17 protein-coding genes are annotated in these 18059 nt (G+C 70.5%); 10 read left to right on the forward strand and 7 right to left on the reverse strand.

All coding sequences use genetic code 11. The features are described 5' to 3' along the window. Positions 1–23 precede the first annotated feature (23 nt). The 4 genes from FHR82_RS43395 (at position 24) to FHR82_RS43410 (ending at position 4904) form a co-directional block, all read left to right on the forward strand. Entirely contained in the window at positions 24–1277 is a 1254-nt protein-coding gene (locus tag FHR82_RS43395; protein ID WP_311771572.1) for an MFS transporter, read from the forward strand. Positions 1278–1339: 62 nt separating this feature from the next. Then, entirely contained in the window at positions 1340–2752 is a 1413-nt protein-coding gene (locus tag FHR82_RS43400) for an APC family permease (RefSeq protein WP_184816546.1), read from the forward strand. A gap of 17 nt (positions 2753–2769) precedes the next feature. Beyond that, positions 2770–3675, forward strand: coding sequence for an aldose 1-epimerase family protein (locus tag FHR82_RS43405; protein ID WP_184816547.1), 906 nt, complete (start codon positions 2770–2772; stop codon positions 3673–3675). Between the two features lie 11 nt (positions 3676–3686). Next, positions 3687–4904, forward strand: a complete 1218-nt coding sequence (locus FHR82_RS43410; RefSeq protein WP_184816548.1) for an amidohydrolase — start codon at positions 3687–3689, stop codon at positions 4902–4904. A 110-nt stretch (positions 4905–5014) separates the two neighbouring features. Here the strand turns inward: FHR82_RS43410 and FHR82_RS43415 are convergent, their stop codons facing one another. Continuing rightward, positions 5015–6160 carry an acyl-CoA dehydrogenase family protein gene (locus FHR82_RS43415; protein WP_184816549.1) on the reverse strand — a complete coding sequence of 382 codons (1146 nt, stop codon included), beginning with the start codon at positions 6158–6160 and terminating at the stop codon, positions 5015–5017. 83 nt (positions 6161–6243) lie between these two features. On the opposite strand from FHR82_RS43415, the gene FHR82_RS43420 reads away from it, so the two are divergent. Together FHR82_RS43420 and FHR82_RS43425 are read left to right on the forward strand one after the other, a co-directional pair. Next, positions 6244–7194 carry a carbohydrate kinase family protein gene (locus FHR82_RS43420; protein ID WP_184816607.1) on the forward strand — a complete coding sequence of 317 codons (951 nt, stop codon included), beginning with the start codon at positions 6244–6246 and terminating at the stop codon, positions 7192–7194. A gap of 91 nt (positions 7195–7285) precedes the next feature. Beyond that, positions 7286–8599 (forward strand): citrate synthase, encoded by a 1314-nt coding sequence (locus FHR82_RS43425; protein ID WP_184816550.1) that lies wholly within the window; start codon positions 7286–7288, stop codon positions 8597–8599. A 54-nt stretch (positions 8600–8653) separates the two neighbouring features. Here FHR82_RS43425 and FHR82_RS43430 read toward each other — a convergent pair whose 3' ends face one another. Further along, positions 8654–9853: an ABC transporter permease gene (locus tag FHR82_RS43430; protein WP_184816551.1), complete on the reverse strand. Its 1200-nt coding sequence runs from the start codon at positions 9851–9853 to the stop codon at positions 8654–8656. Continuing rightward, on the reverse strand, positions 9850–10707 hold the full coding sequence (locus FHR82_RS43435) for an ABC transporter ATP-binding protein (protein ID WP_311771573.1): 858 nt from the start codon (positions 10705–10707) through the stop codon (positions 9850–9852). Before FHR82_RS43435 ends, FHR82_RS43430 begins: the two co-directional genes overlap by 4 nt. A gap of 187 nt (positions 10708–10894) precedes the next feature. On the opposite strand from FHR82_RS43435, the gene FHR82_RS43440 reads away from it, so the two are divergent. The 3 genes from FHR82_RS43440 to FHR82_RS47860 are packed head-to-tail and all read left to right on the forward strand — an operon-like array spanning position 10895 to position 13102. Beyond that, the gene (locus FHR82_RS43440) at positions 10895–11332 is read left to right on the forward strand and encodes a YbaB/EbfC family nucleoid-associated protein (protein WP_184816552.1); all 438 of its coding nucleotides are present in this window, start codon (positions 10895–10897) and stop codon (positions 11330–11332) included. 28 nt (positions 11333–11360) lie between these two features. After that, positions 11361–11681, forward strand: coding sequence for a type VII secretion target (locus FHR82_RS43445; protein ID WP_225944050.1), 321 nt, complete (start codon positions 11361–11363; stop codon positions 11679–11681). Continuing rightward, entirely contained in the window at positions 11678–13102 is a 1425-nt protein-coding gene (locus tag FHR82_RS47860) for a M15 family metallopeptidase (RefSeq protein WP_184816554.1), read from the forward strand. Before FHR82_RS43445 ends, FHR82_RS47860 begins: the two co-directional genes overlap by 4 nt. A 7-nt stretch (positions 13103–13109) precedes the next feature. On the opposite strand, the gene FHR82_RS43455 is transcribed toward FHR82_RS47860, so the two are convergent. Next, positions 13110–14687, reverse strand: coding sequence for a glycerol-3-phosphate dehydrogenase/oxidase (locus tag FHR82_RS43455; RefSeq protein ID WP_225944051.1), 1578 nt, complete (start codon positions 14685–14687; stop codon positions 13110–13112). Then, on the reverse strand, positions 14684–15283 hold the full coding sequence (locus FHR82_RS43460; RefSeq protein WP_184816555.1) for a TetR/AcrR family transcriptional regulator: 600 nt from the start codon (positions 15281–15283) through the stop codon (positions 14684–14686). Before FHR82_RS43460 ends, FHR82_RS43455 begins: the two co-directional genes overlap by 4 nt. A 16-nt stretch (positions 15284–15299) precedes the next feature. Here FHR82_RS43460 and FHR82_RS43465 point away from each other — a divergent pair, with 16 nt between their 5' ends. Further along, positions 15300–16940, forward strand: a complete 1641-nt coding sequence (locus FHR82_RS43465) for an FAD-binding oxidoreductase (RefSeq protein WP_311771574.1) — start codon at positions 15300–15302, stop codon at positions 16938–16940. Here FHR82_RS43465 and FHR82_RS43470 read toward each other — a convergent pair. Both FHR82_RS43470 and FHR82_RS47865 read right to left on the reverse strand, forming a co-directional pair. Further along, on the reverse strand, positions 16915–17358 hold the full coding sequence (locus FHR82_RS43470) for a hypothetical protein (RefSeq protein WP_184816557.1): 444 nt from the start codon (positions 17356–17358) through the stop codon (positions 16915–16917). The genes FHR82_RS43465 and FHR82_RS43470 overlap by 26 nt on opposite strands. Positions 17359–17412: 54 nt before the next feature. Beyond that, on the reverse strand, positions 17413–18057 hold the full coding sequence (locus tag FHR82_RS47865) for a DUF4232 domain-containing protein (protein ID WP_184816558.1): 645 nt from the start codon (positions 18055–18057) through the stop codon (positions 17413–17415). Between the last annotated feature and the right edge of the window lie 2 nt (positions 18058–18059).

Raw genomic sequence — 18059 nt, forward strand, 5'->3', positions numbered from 1 at the left:
TAGCGGGCCTAAGCTTTGACGTCGTGGGGGTAGCTACAACCAAACGGTCCAGGGTCGCCATCGACACGAGGCCGTTGCGCATACCCGCGTACCGCCGCCTCTGGGGCTCCACGGCGATCGTCGCGGTCGGGTCGCAGTTCACGGTCGTCGCGGTGCCCAAGCAGATCTACGACCTCACCGGGTCCTCCGGCTTCGTCGGGCTCGCCGGGGCGTTCGGTCTCGTGCCCTTGCTGATCTTCGGGCTGTGGGGCGGGGCGATCGCGGACGCGTTCGACCGGCGCACGGTCATCCTCGTCACCAACGTCGGGGTCGCGGCCACGTCCGTCGCCTTCTGGGTGCAGGCCGTCGTCGGCGCCAACGTGTGGATCGTGCTGTCGCTGCTGGCCGTCCAGCAGGCGTTCGTCGCGATCAACATGCCCACCCGCACCGCCTCCGTCGCCCGGCTCGTGCCGCCCGACCTGATCGCCTCCGCGACCGCGCTCACCGCCACCGTCGGCTCGTTCGGCATGGTGTTCGGGCCGCTGCTCGCCGGTGCGCTGATGCCGTTCACCGGGCTGCCGATCCTCTACCTGGTCGACGCGATCGTGCTGGTCCTCGCGACCGTGATCGTCTCCGGGCTGCCGAAGATGGCGCCGCTCGACGGGGTCAGGCGCCGCGCAGGGCTCAAGGACATCGCCGACGGGTTCCGGTACGTCGCCGCCAAGAACGTCCTGCTCGCGAGCTTCCTGCTCGACATCATCGCCATGGTCGCGGGCATGCCGCGCGCGCTGTTCCCGGAGATGGCGGAGCGCACCTTCGGCGACCCGCACGGCGGCGGCATCGCGCTCGGCCTGCTCTACGCGTCCATCCCGATCGGCGCGCTGCTGTTCGGCCTGTTCTCCGGCTGGCTGTCCAACATCTCCCGGCACGGCGTCGGCGTGACCGCCTCGGTCATCGTGTGGGGGCTCGCGATCATCGGGTTCGGGCTGGCGGGCCACCTGTGGCTCGCGGTCACCTTCATGGTCATCGCGGGAGCCGCCGACATGGTCAGCATGGTGTACCGGAGCGCGATCCTGCAGACCGCCGTGACCGACGAGATGCGCGGCCGCATGCAGGGCGTCTTCACCGTCGTCGTCGCGGGCGGGCCGCGCATCGCCGATCTCCTGCACGGCTGGGGTGCCGCAGGCGTCGGCACCGCGGCGGCGGCCACGGGCGGTGGTGTGCTGGTCATCGTGCTGACGGTGCTCGCCGTGGTGTGCCTGCCCGCGTTCTGGCGTTATCGCGCCACAACCGGATAGTTAGTGAACTAGTAACGTCACCATCTGGTCAGGCCGGTGAAACTCGGGCATGCTCAAGCGCCATGGTGACCGAGAACACAGCCGCGCCCGAGGAGCAACAGTCCTCCCTCAAGAGGGTCATGGGCTCGAAGCTCCTGTACTTCTTCGTAATCGGTGACATCCTCGGCACGGGCATCTACGCCCTGACCGGTACCGTCGCAGGCAGAGTCGGCGGTGCGCTGTGGCTCCCGTTCCTGCTCGCGTTCGTGGTGGCGTTCCTGACCGCGTTCGCCTACCTGGAACTCGTCGGCAAGTACCCGAAGGCCGCCGGTGCCGCGCTCTACACGAACCGGGCCTTCAAGAAACCGTTCGTGACCTTCCTCGTCGCGTTCGCGGTGATGTGCTCCGGCATCACGTCCGCGTCGGCCGCCGCGATGGCGTTCGGCGGGACCTACCTGCCTGCCGCGTTCGACTTCGAGGTCACCGACACGACGAAGATCCTCGTCGCGGTCGCGTTCATCGTACTGCTCGCGATCGTCAACTTCGTCGGCGTCGCGCACTCGGTCAAGGCCAACGTGGTCCTCACGATCATCGAGCTGTCCGGTCTCGCGATCATCATCTGCGTCGGCCTGTTCGCGGTCGGCGGCGGTGACGGCGAGCCGGGCAGGCTGCTGGAGGTCAACACCGCGGACCAGAGCTGGCTGCTCGCGATCACCGCGGCCACCTCGCTCGCGTTCTTCGCCATGGTCGGCTTCGAGGACTCGGTCAACATGGCCGAGGAGTGCCAGGACCCGCCCCGGATCTTCCCGAAGGCGCTGCTCGGCGGGCTCGCCACCGCCGCGGTGATCTACGTGCTGGTGGCCGTGACGTCCTCGCTGCTGGTCGCCGCGAGCGACCTGGCCGCCGCCGAGTCCGGTGCGCTGCTCAAGGTGATCGACGTCGGCGCACCCGGCTTCCCGCGCTGGATCTTCGAGTGGATCGGCGTGTTCGCGGTCATCAACTCCGCGCTGATCAACATGCTGATGGCCAGCCGCCTGCTGTACGGCATGGCGAACGAGCGCATCCTGCCGCGCGTGTTCGGCACCGTGCACCCGTTCCGCCGCACGCCGTGGGTGTCGATCCTCGTCACCAGCGGCATCGCGGTCCTGCTGCTGATCTTCGCGGGCACGGACGGCGTCAGCGCGCTCGGCGGTACGACCGCGTTGCTGCTGCTGTGCGTGTTCACCGTGGTCAACATCGCGGTACTGGTGCTGCGCAAGGAGAAGGTGGAGCACAACCATTTCAGGGCGCCGACGTGGGCGCCGGTGGTCGGCGCGGTCCTGTGCCTCTACCTGGTGCTGCCGGGCCTGTCCGGCAAGACCGCGCGCGACTACTACATCGGCGTCGGGCTGATCGTGCTCGGCATCGTGTTGTGGGGGATCAACTGGCTGGTACTGCGTTCGCGGGGTGAGCAGGACGCGGTGAAGGAGTTCGACCCGCAGTCCCTCAAGCACTGACCGTAGGCTCTCCTGGCATGACAGGAGAGCAGCTGGAGATCACGCACGGCCCCGCGCGGGCGGTCGTCAGGACCGCGGGCGCGGGGCTGCGCGCGTTCGAGGTGGCCGGGGTGCCGTACGTCGAGACCTACGACACCGCCGACGAGCCGCCGATGGGCGTGGGTGCCGTGCTGGTGCCGTGGCCCAACCGGGTGGCGGCCGCGACGTGGACCCGCGACGGCGAAACCCACCACCTCGAGGCGACGGAAGCCGCGCGGGGCAACGCGATCCACGGCCTGGTGCGCCGCGCGGAGTGGACCGTGACCGCGCACGACGAGTCGGCCGTGACGTTGCGGGTGGTGGTCGACGAGGCGCCGGGCTGGCCGTTTCCCTTTCGCACCAGCATTTCCTACGCGCTGACCGGCGGCGGCCTCGAGATCACGCACGTGGTGGAGAACCGCGGCGAGCGGGACATGCCGTTCGGCGTCGGCACGCACCCGTACCCGCGGCCCGGCAACACCGACGTCGACGACTGCGTGCTCACGCTCGCCGCGCGCACGGTCCTGCCGGTGGACCTCGACACGATGATCCCCAACGGTGAACCCATCGAGGTCGCGGGCACGGAGTACGACTTCTCCTCGGGCAGGGCGCTGCGGGACGTGGAGCTGGACACCGCGTTCGGCGGCTGCAAGCCCGGCGACGACGGCCTGGTGCGGCACTCGGTGACCTACCCGGGCGGCGGTGTCGAGGTGTGGGCGGAGCCCGCGTTCGGATGGGTGCAGGTGTTCACGCCGGGCGAGTTCCCTGGCAAGGGCGCGCGTGCGGTCGCGATCGAGCCCATGACGTGCCCGCCGGACGCGCTCAACTCGGGCGTGGACCTGCTGTGGTTGTCGGCGGACGAGTCGTGGACGGGCCGCTGGGGCATCCGTCCGCTGGAAGCGTAGGTTGAGTGCCCGTGAGCATCGCGATTACAGGTGGATACGTCGTTCCCGTCGACGGTGAGCCCATCGACGGCGGCACGGTCCTGGTCGACGACGGCGTGATCGTCGCGGTCGGCGCCCAGGCCGATGTGGACGTGCCGGACGACGCGGAGATCGTCGACGCGTCCGGCACCTGGGTGCTGCCCGGTTTCGTCGAGTCGCACGGCCACGTCGGCGTCGCCGAGGAGGGCGACGGCTGGGCCGGTCTGGACGTCAACGAGATGACCGACCCGAACGGCGCGCGGCTGCGTGCGCTGGACGGCATCAACCCGGACGACGAGGGCTTCCGCGACGCGCTGGCGGGCGGGGTGACCACGGTCGTCGTGAAGCCGGGGTCCGGCAACCCGATCGGCGGCCAGACCGTGGCCGTGAAGTCGTGGGGCCGCACGGTGGACGACATGCTCGTGCGCCAGCCGGTGAGCGTGAAGAGCGCGCTGGGGGAGAACCCGAAGCGCGTGTACGGCGACAAGGACAAGCTGCCGTCGACCCGGCTCGGTGTGGCGGCGGTGATCCGCGACGCGTTCACCAAGGCGCAGGACTACCGCGCCGCCCGCGAGTGGGCGGCACGGGAGAGCACGCCGTTCGATCGCGACAACACGTCGGAGATCCTGGTCAAGGTGCTCGACGGCGAGCTGCCGTGGTGCCAGCACAGCCACCGCGCCGACGACATCGCGACCGCCATCCGGCTGTCCGAGGAGTTCGGCTACAAGCTGATCGTCAACCACGGCACCGAGGGCCACCTGATCGCGGACCTGTTGGCCGAGAAGGAGATCCCGGTCATCATCGGCCCGCTGATCGTGGGCCGGTCGAAGGTCGAGGTGCGCGAGCGCGCGATGCGCAACCCGGGCATCCTCGCGCGGGCGGGCGTGGAGATCGCGCTGACGACCGACCACCCCGTGGTGCCGATCGACTTCCTCGTGCACCAGGCCACGTTCGCGGTGAAGGAAGGCCTCGACACCGAGACCGCGCTCCGGTCGATCACGGTCAACCCGGCGCGGATCATGAGCCTGGACGACCGGGTCGGCGCGCTGAAGCCCGGGCTGGACGCCGACATCGTGCTGTGGTCGGGGGACCCGCTGGACGTGATGAGCCGCGCGGTGCGGGTCTTCGTCAACGGCCGGTCCGTGTACCACTTCGACGAAGCGGCCAACCGCGGGGTGACGGTGTCCCCGTTCTACCAAGACCAGCACTGACCAGCACCGACCAGCACTGACGAGCACCGACCGCAGCGTGATGAAGGACCCCTTCGTCACGCTGCGGTTGACGAAGGACCCCTTCATCAACCGCAGCCAACCGGGCGGGGTCAGGACTTGCGCAGCTCGCGGGCGATGACCACGCGCTGGATCTGGTTGGTGCCCTCGAAGATCTGCGGGACCTTCGCCTCCCGCATGTAGCGCTCCACCGGGAAGTCGCGCGTGTAGCCCGCGCCGCCGAGGACCTGGACCGCGTCCGTGGTCACCTTCATCGCCGCGTCGGTCGCGATCAGCTTCGCCACGGAGGCCTGCCGGGTGAACGGCAGCCCCCGGTCGCGGCGCCGGGCCGCCTCCAGGTACGTCGCGCGTGCCGACTCGACGGCCGCCGCCATGTCGGCGAGCAGGAACTCGAGGCCCTGGAACTCGATGACCGGCCTGCCGAACTGCGACCGGCCCTTCGCGTAGGTGACGGCCTCGTCGAGCGCCGCCTGCGCCAGCCCGACCGCGCACGCCGCGATCCCGAGCCGGCCCGAGTTCAGCGACGACAGCGCGATCCGCAGGCCCGCGCCCTCCGCGCCCACCAGGCGCGCGGTGGGCACCGCCGCGTCCTCGAACAGCAGCTGCGTGGTCGGTGAGCCGGTCAGGCCCATCTTCCGCTCCGGCGGCGCGGCGGACAGCCCCGGCGTGTCGCCGGGCACCAGCAGGCACGAGACGCCGCGGCCACCATCGGGGGACGTGCGGACCATCGTCGTGTAGAAGTCGGCATGACCGCCGTGTGTTATCCACGCCTTCACGCCGTTGACCACATACTTGTCACCCGTGAGCACCGCGCGACACGTCAGCGCCGCCGCGTCCGAGCCGGCCTGGGGCTCCGACAGCGCGTACGCGCCCAGCAGCTCGCCGCCCAGCATGGCGGGCAGCAGCTCGGCGCGTTGCCGGTCGGTGCCGTACTCGGCCAGCGCGAAGCACGACATCACGTGCACCGACAGGCCGACGCCGACCGACATCCACGCGGTCGCGACCTCCTCGAGCACCTGCAGGTACACCTCGTACGACAGCCCGCCGCCGCCCCACTGCTCCGGGTACGGCAGCCCGAGCAGGCCGCTGCGCCCGAGGAGCCGGAACTGTTCGCGCGGGAACCGGTGTTCCTCCTCGTACGACGACGCCAGGGGCGCCAGTTCGTCCCTGGCGATCTCCCTGGTCAGCTTGATGAGGTCTTCCGCGTCCCGGTTGGGGAGCAGTCGTTCGGCCGGCATGCCGTCTCCTCCGCAGGTCCATGCGTGGTTCAAGGCCATCAAACAGTATGACGTCCTACTGTCGGGTAGTGAGGAAAATAGCGATGATTCTTGTCGGCGGCGAAGCCCTCGTCGATCTGGTGCCCGCGCCGGGGACGGTGCCCGGCGAGCTGGGACCGCTCCTGCCGCTGCCCGGCGGCGGCCCGTACAACGTCGCGATCACCGTGGGGCGGCTCGGTGCACCCGTCCGGTTCCTGTCGCGACTGTCGACGGATTCCTTCGGGGACGCGCTACTCCGGCGACTCGAACTGTCCGGTGTGGACACTTCGATGGTCCAACGTGGACCGGAGCCGACCACCCTCGCGGTCGCGGGCATCGCGGCCGACGGGTCGGCGCGCTACTCCTTCCACGTCGAGGGCACGGCCGACCGTGAGGTAGCACACCCCGGCCCGCTGCCCGCCGAGATCAAGATCGTGTCCTTGGGCACACTGTCGCTGCTCCTCGAGCCGGGCGCGAGTCGCTACGAACAGCTGCTGCGGGACCACAGTGGCTCCGGCGGGCTCACCGTGCTCGACCCGAACATCCGCCCCGCCATGGTGACCGACGCCACTGCCTACCGCGCCCGCTTCGCGTCGTGGTTGCCGGACATCGGGTTGCTGAAACTGTCCATCGAGGACGCGGCGTGGCTCGCGGGCGGGAGCCAGGGCGGCGACACGGACAAGGCGGTGGCCGAGTGGCTGTCCCTCGGCCCGGCGGCAGTGGTCCTGACCAGGGGCGGCGACGGGATCGTGGTGCGCACGGCCGGCGGTGTCGAGGTCGAGGTGCCGACCGTGCCCACCGCGGTGGCCGACACCATCGGGGCGGGTGACACCGTGCACGGAGCGTTGTTGTCGTGGCTGTGTCACAACGGGATAACCACGCCGGAAACACTGCGAACGGTGGACGCGGACGCGTGGCGCGCCGCGCTCACGTTCGCGGCGAGAGCGGCGTCGGTGACGGTTTCCCGGGCGGGAGCGGAACCGCCTTACGCTGCTGAGCTGGCTGTTCAGTCGTAAAGTGCGGTGTCCCACACCGTTCGGCCTTACCCACCGGCGCTGGGCGCACTAGCGTTAAGAACACAAGACGAAATTGTTGAGAGGGATACGCATGCCTGACGGGCAGAAAGACAACGGCGCGGCGGGACCCGTCGCCCTGCGCTATCCGGGCGGCGAGTACGAGATGACAGTCGCACGCGCCTCAGAGGGTTCCGACGGGATCAACGTCAGCAAGCTGCTGGGGACGACGGGACTCGTCACCCTGGACCCGGGTTTCGTGAACACCGCCGCCTGCTCGTCGGAGATCTGCTTCATCGACGGTGACGCGGGCATCCTGCGTTACCGCGGCTACCCCATCGAACAGCTGGCGGAGAAGTCGACCTTCATCGAGGTCAGCTATCTCCTGATCTACGGCGAGCTGCCGAACCAGACGCAGCTGGACGAGTTCACCTCGAAGATCAGCCGCCACACGCTGCTGCACGAGGACCTGAAGCGCTTCTTCGACGGCTTCCCGCGCGACGCGCACCCGATGCCGGTGCTGTCGTCCGCGGTCTCGGCGCTGTCCACCTTCTACCAGGACAGCCTGTGGCCGTTCGACCAGGACCACGTGGAGATCTCCACGATCCGGCTCCTGGCCAAGCTGCCCACCATCGCCGCCTACGCCTACAAGAAGAGCGTCGGCCAGCCGTTCCTGTACCCGGACAACTCGCTGGGGCTGGTGGAGAACTTCCTGCGCATGACGTTCGGCTTCCCCGCCGAGCCGTACGAGGTCGACCCCGACCTCGCCCGTGCGCTGGACCTGCTGTTCATCCTGCACGCCGACCACGAGCAGAACTGCTCGACCTCGACGGTCAGGCTCGTGGGCTCGTCGGAGGCGAACCTGTTCGCGAGCATCTCGGCCGGCATCAACGCCCTGTTCGGCCCGCTCCACGGTGGTGCCAACAGCGCGGTGCTGGAGATGCTGGAGCGCATCCGCGACGACGGTGGCGATGTCGGTGACTTCGTCAAGCGCGTCAAGAACAAGGAGGAGGGCGTCAAGCTGATGGGCTTCGGCCACCGGGTCTACAAGAACTACGACCCGCGTGCCGCCATCATCAAGAAGACGGCCGACGACATCCTGACCCGCCTCGGCGGCGACGACAGCCTGCTGGACCTCGCGAAGCAACTCGAGGAGCACGCGCTGGCGGACGACTACTTCGTCGAGCGCAAGCTCTACCCGAACGTCGACTTCTACACCGGGCTGATCTACCGGGCGATGGGCTTCCCGACGAAGTTCTTCACGGTGCTGTTCGCACTGGGCCGCCTGCCGGGCTGGATCGCCCACTGGCGCGAGATGATGAACGACCCGGCCACGAAGATCGGCCGCCCGCGCCAGGTCTACACCGGACACACCGAACGCGACTACGTGGCGATGTCCGGCCGCTGATCAGCATTGCCATGAAAGACGCTTTCGGGACACTCAACGTCACGAAAGCGTCTTTCATGGCACTCGGCGCAGTGCGGTCCGCAGTGTGACGCGGGAGCCGGGGCGCAGCAACGAATTCCGGTACATCCGCCCGCAGACCCGCGCCAGCACGGCGATCACGGCCACGGTCAGCACGAGCGCCAGCACGGTCTGCCAGACCGGCACGGCGGCGAGCGCGAGCCGGCCCGGCATGAGCAACGGCGACAGCGGCGGCACCAGCGACAGCACGGTCGTCAGCGCACCGGAAGAGTCCCGCGACAGCACGGCGAACCCGAGCACGAACGCCACCAGCAGCGTCACGGTCACCGGCATCAGCACCGACTGCACGTCCTCCTGCCGTGACACCAACGTCGCCACCGCCGCGAAAACCGTGGCGTACAACAGGAAACCGAGCACGTACCACACGAGTCCCCACGCGAGCGCCGCCACCGCGGGCCCGGCCGACGCGAGCACCTCGGTCACCACCCCGACCACGAGCCCCACCAGCCCGACCACCACGAGCTGGAGAAGCCCGGCCAGCCCCAGCCCGGCAACCTTGCCGCTCAGCAGCTGACCTGGCCGGACCACGGGAAGCAGGAACTCCGGCACCCCAAGGGACTTCTCCGCCACCACCCCCTGCGCCACCAGCGACCCGTACAGCAGCAAAGCCAGGTACAGCAACGCGACCACGACCAGGGCCGTGGCGAGCCGGTCACCATCAGCCGGATCCGGCGACGACAACGCCTGCACGGTCACGTGCGCCTCGGCGACCGTGCGCAGCACGCCGTCGACGTCCAGAGCCGCCGAATCCTCCACCGCCGCGAGCTGCCCACGCAGCACCTGCTGGCGCACCAGTCCATTGAGGACACCGCGCAGCTCGTCGTCCAGGCCGTTCTCCACCAGCACGGCCAGCGCGGCCGGGGCGCCGCTCACCAGGGCGTCGAGCCTGCCGTCGGCGACCTGCGCGCGCCCGTCGGCGAGGTCGTTGACCTCCACGGTCCGCACGTCCCTGCCGACCTGGCGCGCCTCGTCGACCAGCTGCCCGGCGACGGCGATGGCCTGGCCGTTCAGCCCGATGGTGTCCCCGTGGTGGTCGTCGAACACGGTGCTCTGCGTGAGCACGAACCCGGCGAGCACCAGCGCCGACAGCACGGTGCCCAGCACGAACGACCTCGTGCGCACCCGCGCGGCGAGTTCGCGGCGCGCCACCAGTGACACGGTCCTGCCCGTGCTCATCCGGCCGCCACCACGTCACCGAACAGGTCGGCGAGCCGCGGCCGGATCCGGGTGAACCCGCGCACCGGCCCGGTCCTCAGCGCCGCGGCGAGCACCGCCTGGTCGTCGGTGCCCGCGTCGAGCGCGAGCCGGACCAGGCCGTCGTGGACCGCGAGCACCGTCACGCCGGGCAGGGCCGCTGCCCAGCCACCCGGCGCGTGCGGTGCGTCGACCACCAGCTCCAGGCGGGCAGCGGCCAGGAGCCTGCCGACCGCGTCCTGCGCCACCACGCGTCCATTGTGGAGCACGCAGGCGCGGTCGCACAGCCGCTCCACCACGTCCAGGTCGTCACACGTGACGAGCACGCTCGCCCCGGCGCCAGCCCGCTCGCGGAGCACGTCGACGAGCAGGTTCGCGGTGGCCTCGTCGAGGCCGGTGAACGGCTCGTCGAGCACCAGCACGTCCGGGCCGGGCGTGAACACGGCCGCGAGCCGCAGCCGGGCCTGCTCGGCGGCGCTCAGCTGCCGCACCCGGTCCGCGCGCCGGTCCCGCAGACCGAACCGCGCCGCCCAGATCTCGGCCGCCCGCAGCGCCTCGTTGACGTCGGCGCCGTGCAGCCGCGCGAGGAACACGAGCTGGTCGAGTACCCGCATCCGCGGGTACAGGCCGCCGGTGGCGGGCAGGTAACCGACGCGTTCGCCCGAGCGGAGCACCTCGCCGTCGTCCGGCGGGAGCAGTCCGGCGGCGAGCCGCAGCACAGTCGTGGACCCGGCGCCCGCCAATCCGACGACCTCGCCGTGCCGAACCGTGAACGTGACGTCCTGGCAGGCCATCGCCGCCCCGAAGCGCTTGGCGACCCGGTCCAGCTCCAGCACGCCGCGCCTCCCTCGACTGGTGTCCGATACCAGTATCCAGGCCCGCCCACCACGGAAGATTACGGGCCGTCTCCGGGGGATTACCTTTGAAAATTGTTCGCGGAACTACAACCTTCGGCGGAGTCGAAAAGCGTAGGTTCTGGCGAGGATGCAGATGATCCACGAAGGACCATTGGAGTAACGACGCATGGACCCGGACAAGTGGTTCGCGCAGTACGACGAGAAGTTGAAGGCGGCTGCGGCCAGCGCGGACAAGGCGGAAAAGGCATTACGCACGGTTGGCGGGTCCGCCACCTCGCAGGACGGCGAGGTGACGGTCAGGGTGACCGCCAACGGTGCGCTCTCCGACCTGGTTCTGCGTCCTGGTGCGCGTGACTTCGAGCCGGAGCACCTCGCCAGGGTGATTCTCGAGACCAGCCGAGCGGCGCAGCGGGACGTCGGTCAGCAGGTCGTGGACGTGATGACCAAGTTCGTCGGCGAGGGCGCGGCACTGGAGGCGGTGAAGGAGTACCTGCCAGAGGGCTACACGGGCGACGGCAAGGACAAGCCGTTGGACCTGGTCGCGCACCGCGACACGAGGCCGGACGACGAGTACTTCGACAGCCCGCCAGAAGTGATCAAGTAAGCAGTCCACAGAGTGATCGGCGGATCCCATGGGTGATTTCAACGTAGACGTAGGCGAGGTGCGAACACACGCGGAGACGGTCGGCTCGATCGCCTCAGGCGTGCGTTCGGTCGCGGGCGCGGCGCAGGACAACGTGTCCGGCGGCGCCTTCGGCCAGATCGCGGAGTTCTTCGCCTCGGCCATCACGAGCGCGGCCGGCGAGGTCCGGCAGGCCATGAACGGCGCGAGCCAGACGGTCGACCAGGTGCAGTCGGGCCTCACGCAGGTCGCGGACGACTACGCGGCGACCGAGGACCACCACGTGCAGGTGTTCACCGTGCAGCAGGGCGCCGGAAAGGACTTCACGTGAGTGAGACGCTGACGCAGCCGCGCACCACGACCGGCGCGAGCAACACGAACCAGGTGCAGAGCCTGTTCACGAACATCAAGTCGACGGCCGACGCCATGGAGAAGGGCGACGTCCTCGGCTCCGCCATGGGCGTCACCAACGTGGCGATGAACGTGCTCGACATCGCGGGCGACCCGCTCGGCGCCATCAGCTCGGCCGGTCTCGGCTGGGTGCTCGGCGCCGTGTCGTTCCTGCGGGAGCCGTTCGACATCCTCAAGGGCAACTCGGGCGCGGTCTCCGGTTCCGCGCAGTCGTGGGGCTCCGCGTCGTCGAACCTGCTGTCGGTGGCCGGCCAGTACCGGTCCGCGTCGACCGCGCAGACCCGGTCGTGGACCGGTGGCGCCGGCGACGGCTACCGCACCGCGAGCGGCAACCAGGCAGGCGGGCTCGAGGCGCTGTCGCAGGCCAGCCGCGCGGTGTCGGGGGCCATCCAGCAGGCGGGCAAGGCCGTCGCGCAGGCCAGGCAGAGCGTGATGGACCTCATCAGCGAGGCCGTGCAGAAGATCATCCAGATCTGCATCGAGGCGCTGTCGAAGTCGTGGCTGTCGTTCGGTGCCTCGATCGCGATGGGCATCGCGCAGTCGACGCAGAAGGCCGTGCAGACGGGCGCCAAGCTGGTCCAGGAGATCCAGAAGGTCGTCCAGACGCTGCAGAAGATCATCAAGACCGTGCAGCAGATCATGCAGGTCGTCCAGCAGGTCAAGCAGCTGCTGGACCAGATCGGCGGCAAGGCGAGCGGTCAGCAGGCGGTCACGCCGAGCGCGGCGCAGACCCAGTACAACCCGAACAACCAGTACTTCCAGGCCCAGGACCCGGGGCAGGTGCAGCGCGCCCAGTTCCAGCCGATCCCGGAGCACGTGCCGATCCCGCAGGTGCGGCCGGACAACGTGCAGCTCGCCGCGCAGAACGGGCCGGTGTCGCAGAACGGGTGGCCGGTGAACCCGCCGCTCGTCACGCGCGACGTCCCCGGCACGAACATCCGGCTGCGGGTGGCCGAGGGGCCGGCGGGTGACGTGCTCATCCACGTGGCCAGCGAGGTCAACCGGCGGGTGGAGAACGTCTCGCTGGACTCCGAAGCGGGCGAGCGCGACGACTGGGGTTACGCGGAACGCAACGTCCGCGGTGGCGAGGCGGTCTCCAACCACGCGAGTGGCACGGCGATCGACCTCAACGCGACGCGGCATCCGCTGAGCGTGCGGGACACGTTCACCCCGGAGCAGGCCGCGGAGATCCGCACGATCATGCGCGAGGTCGACGGGGTCGTCCGCTGGGGCGGCGACTACCAGAACCGCGCCGACGAGATGCACTTCGAGATCGTCGGCAGCCAGGCGGAGGTCGCCGCGGTGGCGGCCCGCCTCCGCGCGGCTCAGCAGCAGCAGTAACCGGCACTCACGAACGGGCCGGCCCACGACGGGCCGGCCCGTTCGCGTTCACGAGCTCCGCGACCCGTTCCCGCGCGGCCGCCGAGTGGGCGGGAACCAGGCCGAGGCGGGTGCGCCGGTGCAGGACGTCGTCGGCGTCCATGGCGCCTTCCATGCGCACCGCCCATTCGACCTCGCCCGCCGTGATCGGCAGGTCCGGGGCCACCGGTGCCGGGTCGAGCGCGGCGACCGCCTCGGCTTCGGTGCCGTACTTGGCCACCAGCCGCGCCGGAGCGTCCACTGTGGACAGCAGAGTGCGTGGAGCCGCGCCGACCAGGGGAAGTCGTCGCGTGGTCGACGGGCCCGCCGTCAGGCCCCCGTGTGAAACCGCCGCGTCGACCGCGTGCTCAGCCATGCGGCGGTACGTCGTCAACTTGCCGCCCACGATCGTCAGCACGCCTTCCGGTGAGGTCAGCACCGCGTGCTTGCGGGACAGGTCGGCGCTGCGGCCCGGCGCGTCGAGCAGCGGCCGCAGTCCCGCGTAGCTGCCGAGCACGTCGCCCTTCGTCAGCGGCCGCGCCAGCACCGACGACGCCACGTCCAGCAGAAAGTCCACATCGGACTCCGGGGCCACCGGCTCGTCCGGGATGTCGCCGTCGAACGGCTCGTCCGTCAAACCCAGGTACACCAGGCCATCCGTCTGCGGCAGCAGCAGCGCGAACCGCGAGTGCGACCCCGCGATCGGTACCGTCAGCGCGGCACCGCCGAGTCCGGCCGCCGCCGCCGACACCACCAGGTGCGTGCCGAGCGACGGCCGCAACCGCACCGACGGCACCAGCTTGCCCGCCCACACGCCGGTCGCGTTGACCACCGTCCGCGCCCGCACCTCGATCAGCCGCGACCCGTCGCGCACCTCGGCCGACGTGCCGGTCAGCGCGGTCACCGGCGCGCGCGTCAGTATCTTCGCGCCCAGCCCCGCCGCGGTCCGCGCCAGCGCGACCACGAGCCGCGCGTCGTCGGTGAGCTGCCCGTCGAACGACAGCAACCCGCCGCGCAGGTCACCGCCGCGCAGCCCGGGTGCCAGCGCGAGTGCTTCCGGCGCCGAGACCTTGCGCGGCGGCGGCAGCAGTGTCGACGGCGTGCGCGCGGCCCGCCGCAACGCGTCCCCCGCCCGCAGCCCGGCCGCCATGAATGCCGCGCTGCCCCGGGAAACCGTGCGCTGCAAGGGGATCAGCTGCGGCAACGACCGCGACAGGTGTGGCGCGGTCGACGTCATGAGGATGCCGCGCTCGACCGCGCTCTCGTGCGCGAGCGCCACGTCGCCCTTCGCGAGGTACCGCAGCCCACCGTGCACCAGCTTGCTCGACCACCGCGAGGTGCCGAACGCCAGGTCGTGCGCCTCCAGCAGTGCCACCGACAGCCCGCGCGCGGCCGCGTCCAGCGCGATGCCCGCGCCGGTGACGCCGCCGCCGACCACGAGCACGTCGACCACCTCGCCCGCCGCGAGCGCGGCCAGGTCCTCGTCCCGCCGTTCGGCGTTGAGCGCGGTGCTCACGGTCCTGGACGCGCTGTTCATGGGCGTGCTGTTCATGGACGCGCTGTTCATGGACGCAGTGCGACGTCGAGCAGCCTGCCCAGCTCGGTCAGCAGGTCCTCCAGCTCGATATCGGAGGTCGACGGGCGGATCGCGAACGCGTACGGCTGGAGCAGCAGGAAGATCGTGCGGGCCTGGATCGCCGGGTCGGCCGTGCGGATCGACCCGTCCGCCTGCCCGGCGGCGAGCTGCGCGCGCAGGTAGTCCTCGGTCATGCGCTGGCTCGTGCCGATGCGTTCCATGATGTAGGGCAGCAGCAGCTCGGCGTCGCGTTCGATCACCGCGTGCATCAGCGGGTTCACGGCCAGCGCGCGGATCGTGTGCACTGACGCGACCACGAGCTGCCCCCTGGCGGTCGCCTCCTCGCGCGCGGCCTCGTTCGCGGCCGCCAGGATCTTGCCGAACTCACGGGTGATCAGCGAGGACAGCATGCCGCGCACGTCGGGGAACCGGCGGTACAGGGTCATCCGGCTGACGCCCGCTGTTCTCGCGACATCGCTCAGCGTGGTCCGGCGTACGCCGACCGCGAGCACGCACTCCATGGCCGCGTCGAGCAACAGGTCGTCCGCGACGCGGTTGGGTGACGTTGTGTGACGGATGGACGTCATGTGTCACACTATACCCGTGACCAACAACAGTGACCACCTTGTTCGTCGTGGGTGGACGCCGGACGGCGGGCAGGACGCCATCCTGCCCCCTCATGCCACCCGCTGGCTAGCGTCGCGGACAGGTCTTGACGCGAGTCCTACGCCCGTTGCCCCGGACTCCACCCTCACCGTGCCGGAGTCCGCGCTGCCCGAGCAGGCGTACAAGGCGCTGACCCAGGTGGTCGGGGAGCGGCACGTGCTGACCGGCCGGGACGACCGGCTCGGCCGCTCCGGCGGACTGTCCTATTTGGACCTCCTGCGGCACAGGGGAACCGGGGAGATCGCGGTGCCGGACGCGGTCGTCGTGCCCGCGGACCCGGCCGAGGTGCAGCAGGTCGTCGAGGTGTGCGCGGCCAACGGGATCGGGCTCGTGCCGTTCGGCGGCGGCACGTCGGTCGTCGGCGGGGTCGCCGCGCTGCGCGGTGACAAGGCCGCGGTCGTGGTGCTGGACCTGGTGCGGCTCGACAGGCTCGTGTCGGTGGACCCGGTGTCGCGGCTCGCCGTGTTCCAGGCCGGGGTGGTGGCCCCCGAGGCGGAGCGGCTGCTCGCCGCGCACGGGCTGACGCTCGGCCACGTGCCGCAGTCCTTCGAGCGCGCCACCATCGGCGGCTTCGCCGCCACCCGCTCGTCCGGTCAGGCGTCGTCCGGCTACGGGCGGTTCGAGGACATGGTCGAGGGCGTGCGTGTCGCGACCCCGCGCGGCGAGTGGCGCCTCGGCGTGGCGCCCGCGTCGGCGGCCGGACCTGACCTGCGTCAGCTGGTCGTCGGCAGCGAGGGCGCGTTCGGCGTGATCACCGAGGTGACCGTGCGGGTGCGGGAGCTGCCGACCGTGCGCCGCTACGAGGGTTTCGTGCTCGACGGCTGGGACGCTGGTGCCACCGCGGTGCGTGAGCTGGCGCAGGCACGCGTGCTCGCGGACGTCACCCGCCTGTCCGACCCGCACGAGACCGACGTCGCGCTCGCGTTGTCAGGTGGCTGGAAGACCGCGCTCGTGCGGAAGTACGTGCGGGCACGGGGAGTTCTCGAGCCCTGCCTGCTGATCCTGGGCTGGGAGTGCACCTCGACCGAGGAACTCGCGCTGCGCCGCCGTGCCACGATGCGGGTGCTGCGCAGGCTGCGGCCGGTGTCGCTCGGCACCGCGGCGGGGGAGTCGTGGCGGCACGGCCGGTTCGGCGGTCCCCGGCAGCGGGACGCGTTGATGGACAACGGAGTCTGCGTCGAGACGCTCGAGACCGCCACCTACTGGTCCACTTTGGCCACGCTGCGCACGGAGGTGCGGGCCGCGCTGATCGGGTCGCTGTCCGCGCCCGGCCGCACGCCGATCGTCGCGTGCCACATCTCGCACGCCTACGAGACCGGCGCGTCGCTGTACTTCACGACGATCGTGCCGCGCGACCACGACGACCCGGAAGGTCAGTGGCAGCGCGTGAAAGCGGCCGCGTGCGCGGCCATTTCGGACAGTGCACTCGGGACCATCTCGCACCACCACGCGGTCGGCGTCGACCACGCGCCGTACCTGGGCAGGGAGATCGGCGACCTCGGGATCGACGTGCTGGCCGGGGTCAAGCAGACGCTCGACCCCGACGGCGTGCTCAATCCCGGGAAACTGATCCGGTAGGCCTGCGCACCACACCCGACCACACGATCGCGAGCGCGCCCGCGAAGAACATCGGCCACGAGTACGCGAGGCGCGTCGCGATCGCGCTCTCACACGTGCCGACGTACGTGGCGAGCACGTCCTCGTCCGGCCCGTCCAGCCGCGTGGCCAGTGGGCCGGTCTCGACGCCGCCGATCGTGTTGCCGCACGAGACGTGGCCGGGAGCGGCCGCGTCCGCGTTCGCCACCCGCACGGGCAGCAACGCGAGCAGCAGGCCCAGCAGCAGCGCCGCGACCGCGAGGACCGTGAAGAACGTGCGCGGCGTCATCATGATCTTCGTGAGCGGGTCGGCAGGCGGTCCGTCGGTCATCGGCTCGGCATAGGTGGGCACCGGTTGCCGCACCGTCTGCTGTGACGCGAGGTCGGGCTCGGTGTTCATGGTCCAAGCCTGCCTGTTCGGCGTGCGCGTGAACAGGGAAACGGGCAAATATCGTTACCGGGGGAAGTACGCGCTGGTCTCGATCCGGCCGCTGTCGCAGACCGGGCCGAACTCGAAGTCCACCTCGAACGGGGCGGTCTCGTCGGGTGGGATCACGTTGATGCTCGACGCGGCGGGCTGGCACGGGCCGTCCGCCGGCTCGTCACCGGTCGCGACGACACCCCAGTGCAGGATCTTGCCCGCCGCGGCGCCCGGCCGCAGCCGCACCAGCGTCGGCACTGGTCCCAGCGTGCGCTCCGCCTGTGTCGGCAGGACGTTCTTCGACGCGTCGAGCAGATCCAGGCTGCCGTAACCCCACAGCGTGCACGTCTGCTGACTCTTGTTGCGCACCACCAGGGTCACGTACCGGCTGCCCGCGGCCGCGTTCTGCGGCTCGACCGTCCCGGCCAGCATTCCCGCCGTGCAGCGGTTCTCCTGGGCAGGCGGGGACGACTCGCCGCCGGTCGCCGACGACGGGAGTGGCGCCTCGGACGTCGGGGACGTCGGGGACGTCGGGGACGTCGAGGTCGCCGAGGTTGTCGTGGTCGTCGCGGTCAACCGGGGTGACGTGTCCCCGGCGGCGCCGGGTCTGGCACCGCACCCGCTCAGCGCCACGATCGCCAGTGCGGCGACCACGCAGAGTCGGCTATGTCGGGCCACGC

This window comes from Actinophytocola algeriensis (assembly GCF_014203735.1).
Lineage (GTDB): Bacteria > Actinomycetota > Actinomycetes > Mycobacteriales > Pseudonocardiaceae > Actinophytocola > Actinophytocola algeriensis.

Coding starts and splice junctions, on each gene's coding strand:
- FHR82_RS43430 (WP_184816551.1), bottom strand. CDS start 9,853: ATGAGCACGGGCAGGACCGTGTCACTGGTGGCGCGCCGCGAACTCGCC.
- FHR82_RS43470 (WP_184816557.1), bottom strand. CDS start 17,358: ATGAACACCGAGCCCGACCTCGCGTCACAGCAGACGGTGCGGCAACCG.
- FHR82_RS43405 (WP_184816547.1), top strand. CDS start 2,770: ATGACAGGAGAGCAGCTGGAGATCACGCACGGCCCCGCGCGGGCGGTC.
- FHR82_RS43415 (WP_184816549.1), bottom strand. CDS start 6,160: ATGCCGGCCGAACGACTGCTCCCCAACCGGGACGCGGAAGACCTCATC.
- FHR82_RS43440 (WP_184816552.1), top strand. CDS start 10,895: ATGGACCCGGACAAGTGGTTCGCGCAGTACGACGAGAAGTTGAAGGCG.
- FHR82_RS43445 (WP_225944050.1), top strand. CDS start 11,361: ATGGGTGATTTCAACGTAGACGTAGGCGAGGTGCGAACACACGCGGAG.
- FHR82_RS43455 (WP_225944051.1), bottom strand. CDS start 14,687: ATGAACAGCGCGTCCATGAACAGCACGCCCATGAACAGCGCGTCCAGG.
- FHR82_RS43420 (WP_184816607.1), top strand. CDS start 6,244: ATGATTCTTGTCGGCGGCGAAGCCCTCGTCGATCTGGTGCCCGCGCCG.
- FHR82_RS43425 (WP_184816550.1), top strand. CDS start 7,286: ATGCCTGACGGGCAGAAAGACAACGGCGCGGCGGGACCCGTCGCCCTG.
- FHR82_RS43460 (WP_184816555.1), bottom strand. CDS start 15,283: ATGACGTCCATCCGTCACACAACGTCACCCAACCGCGTCGCGGACGAC.
- FHR82_RS43400 (WP_184816546.1), top strand. CDS start 1,340: ATGGTGACCGAGAACACAGCCGCGCCCGAGGAGCAACAGTCCTCCCTC.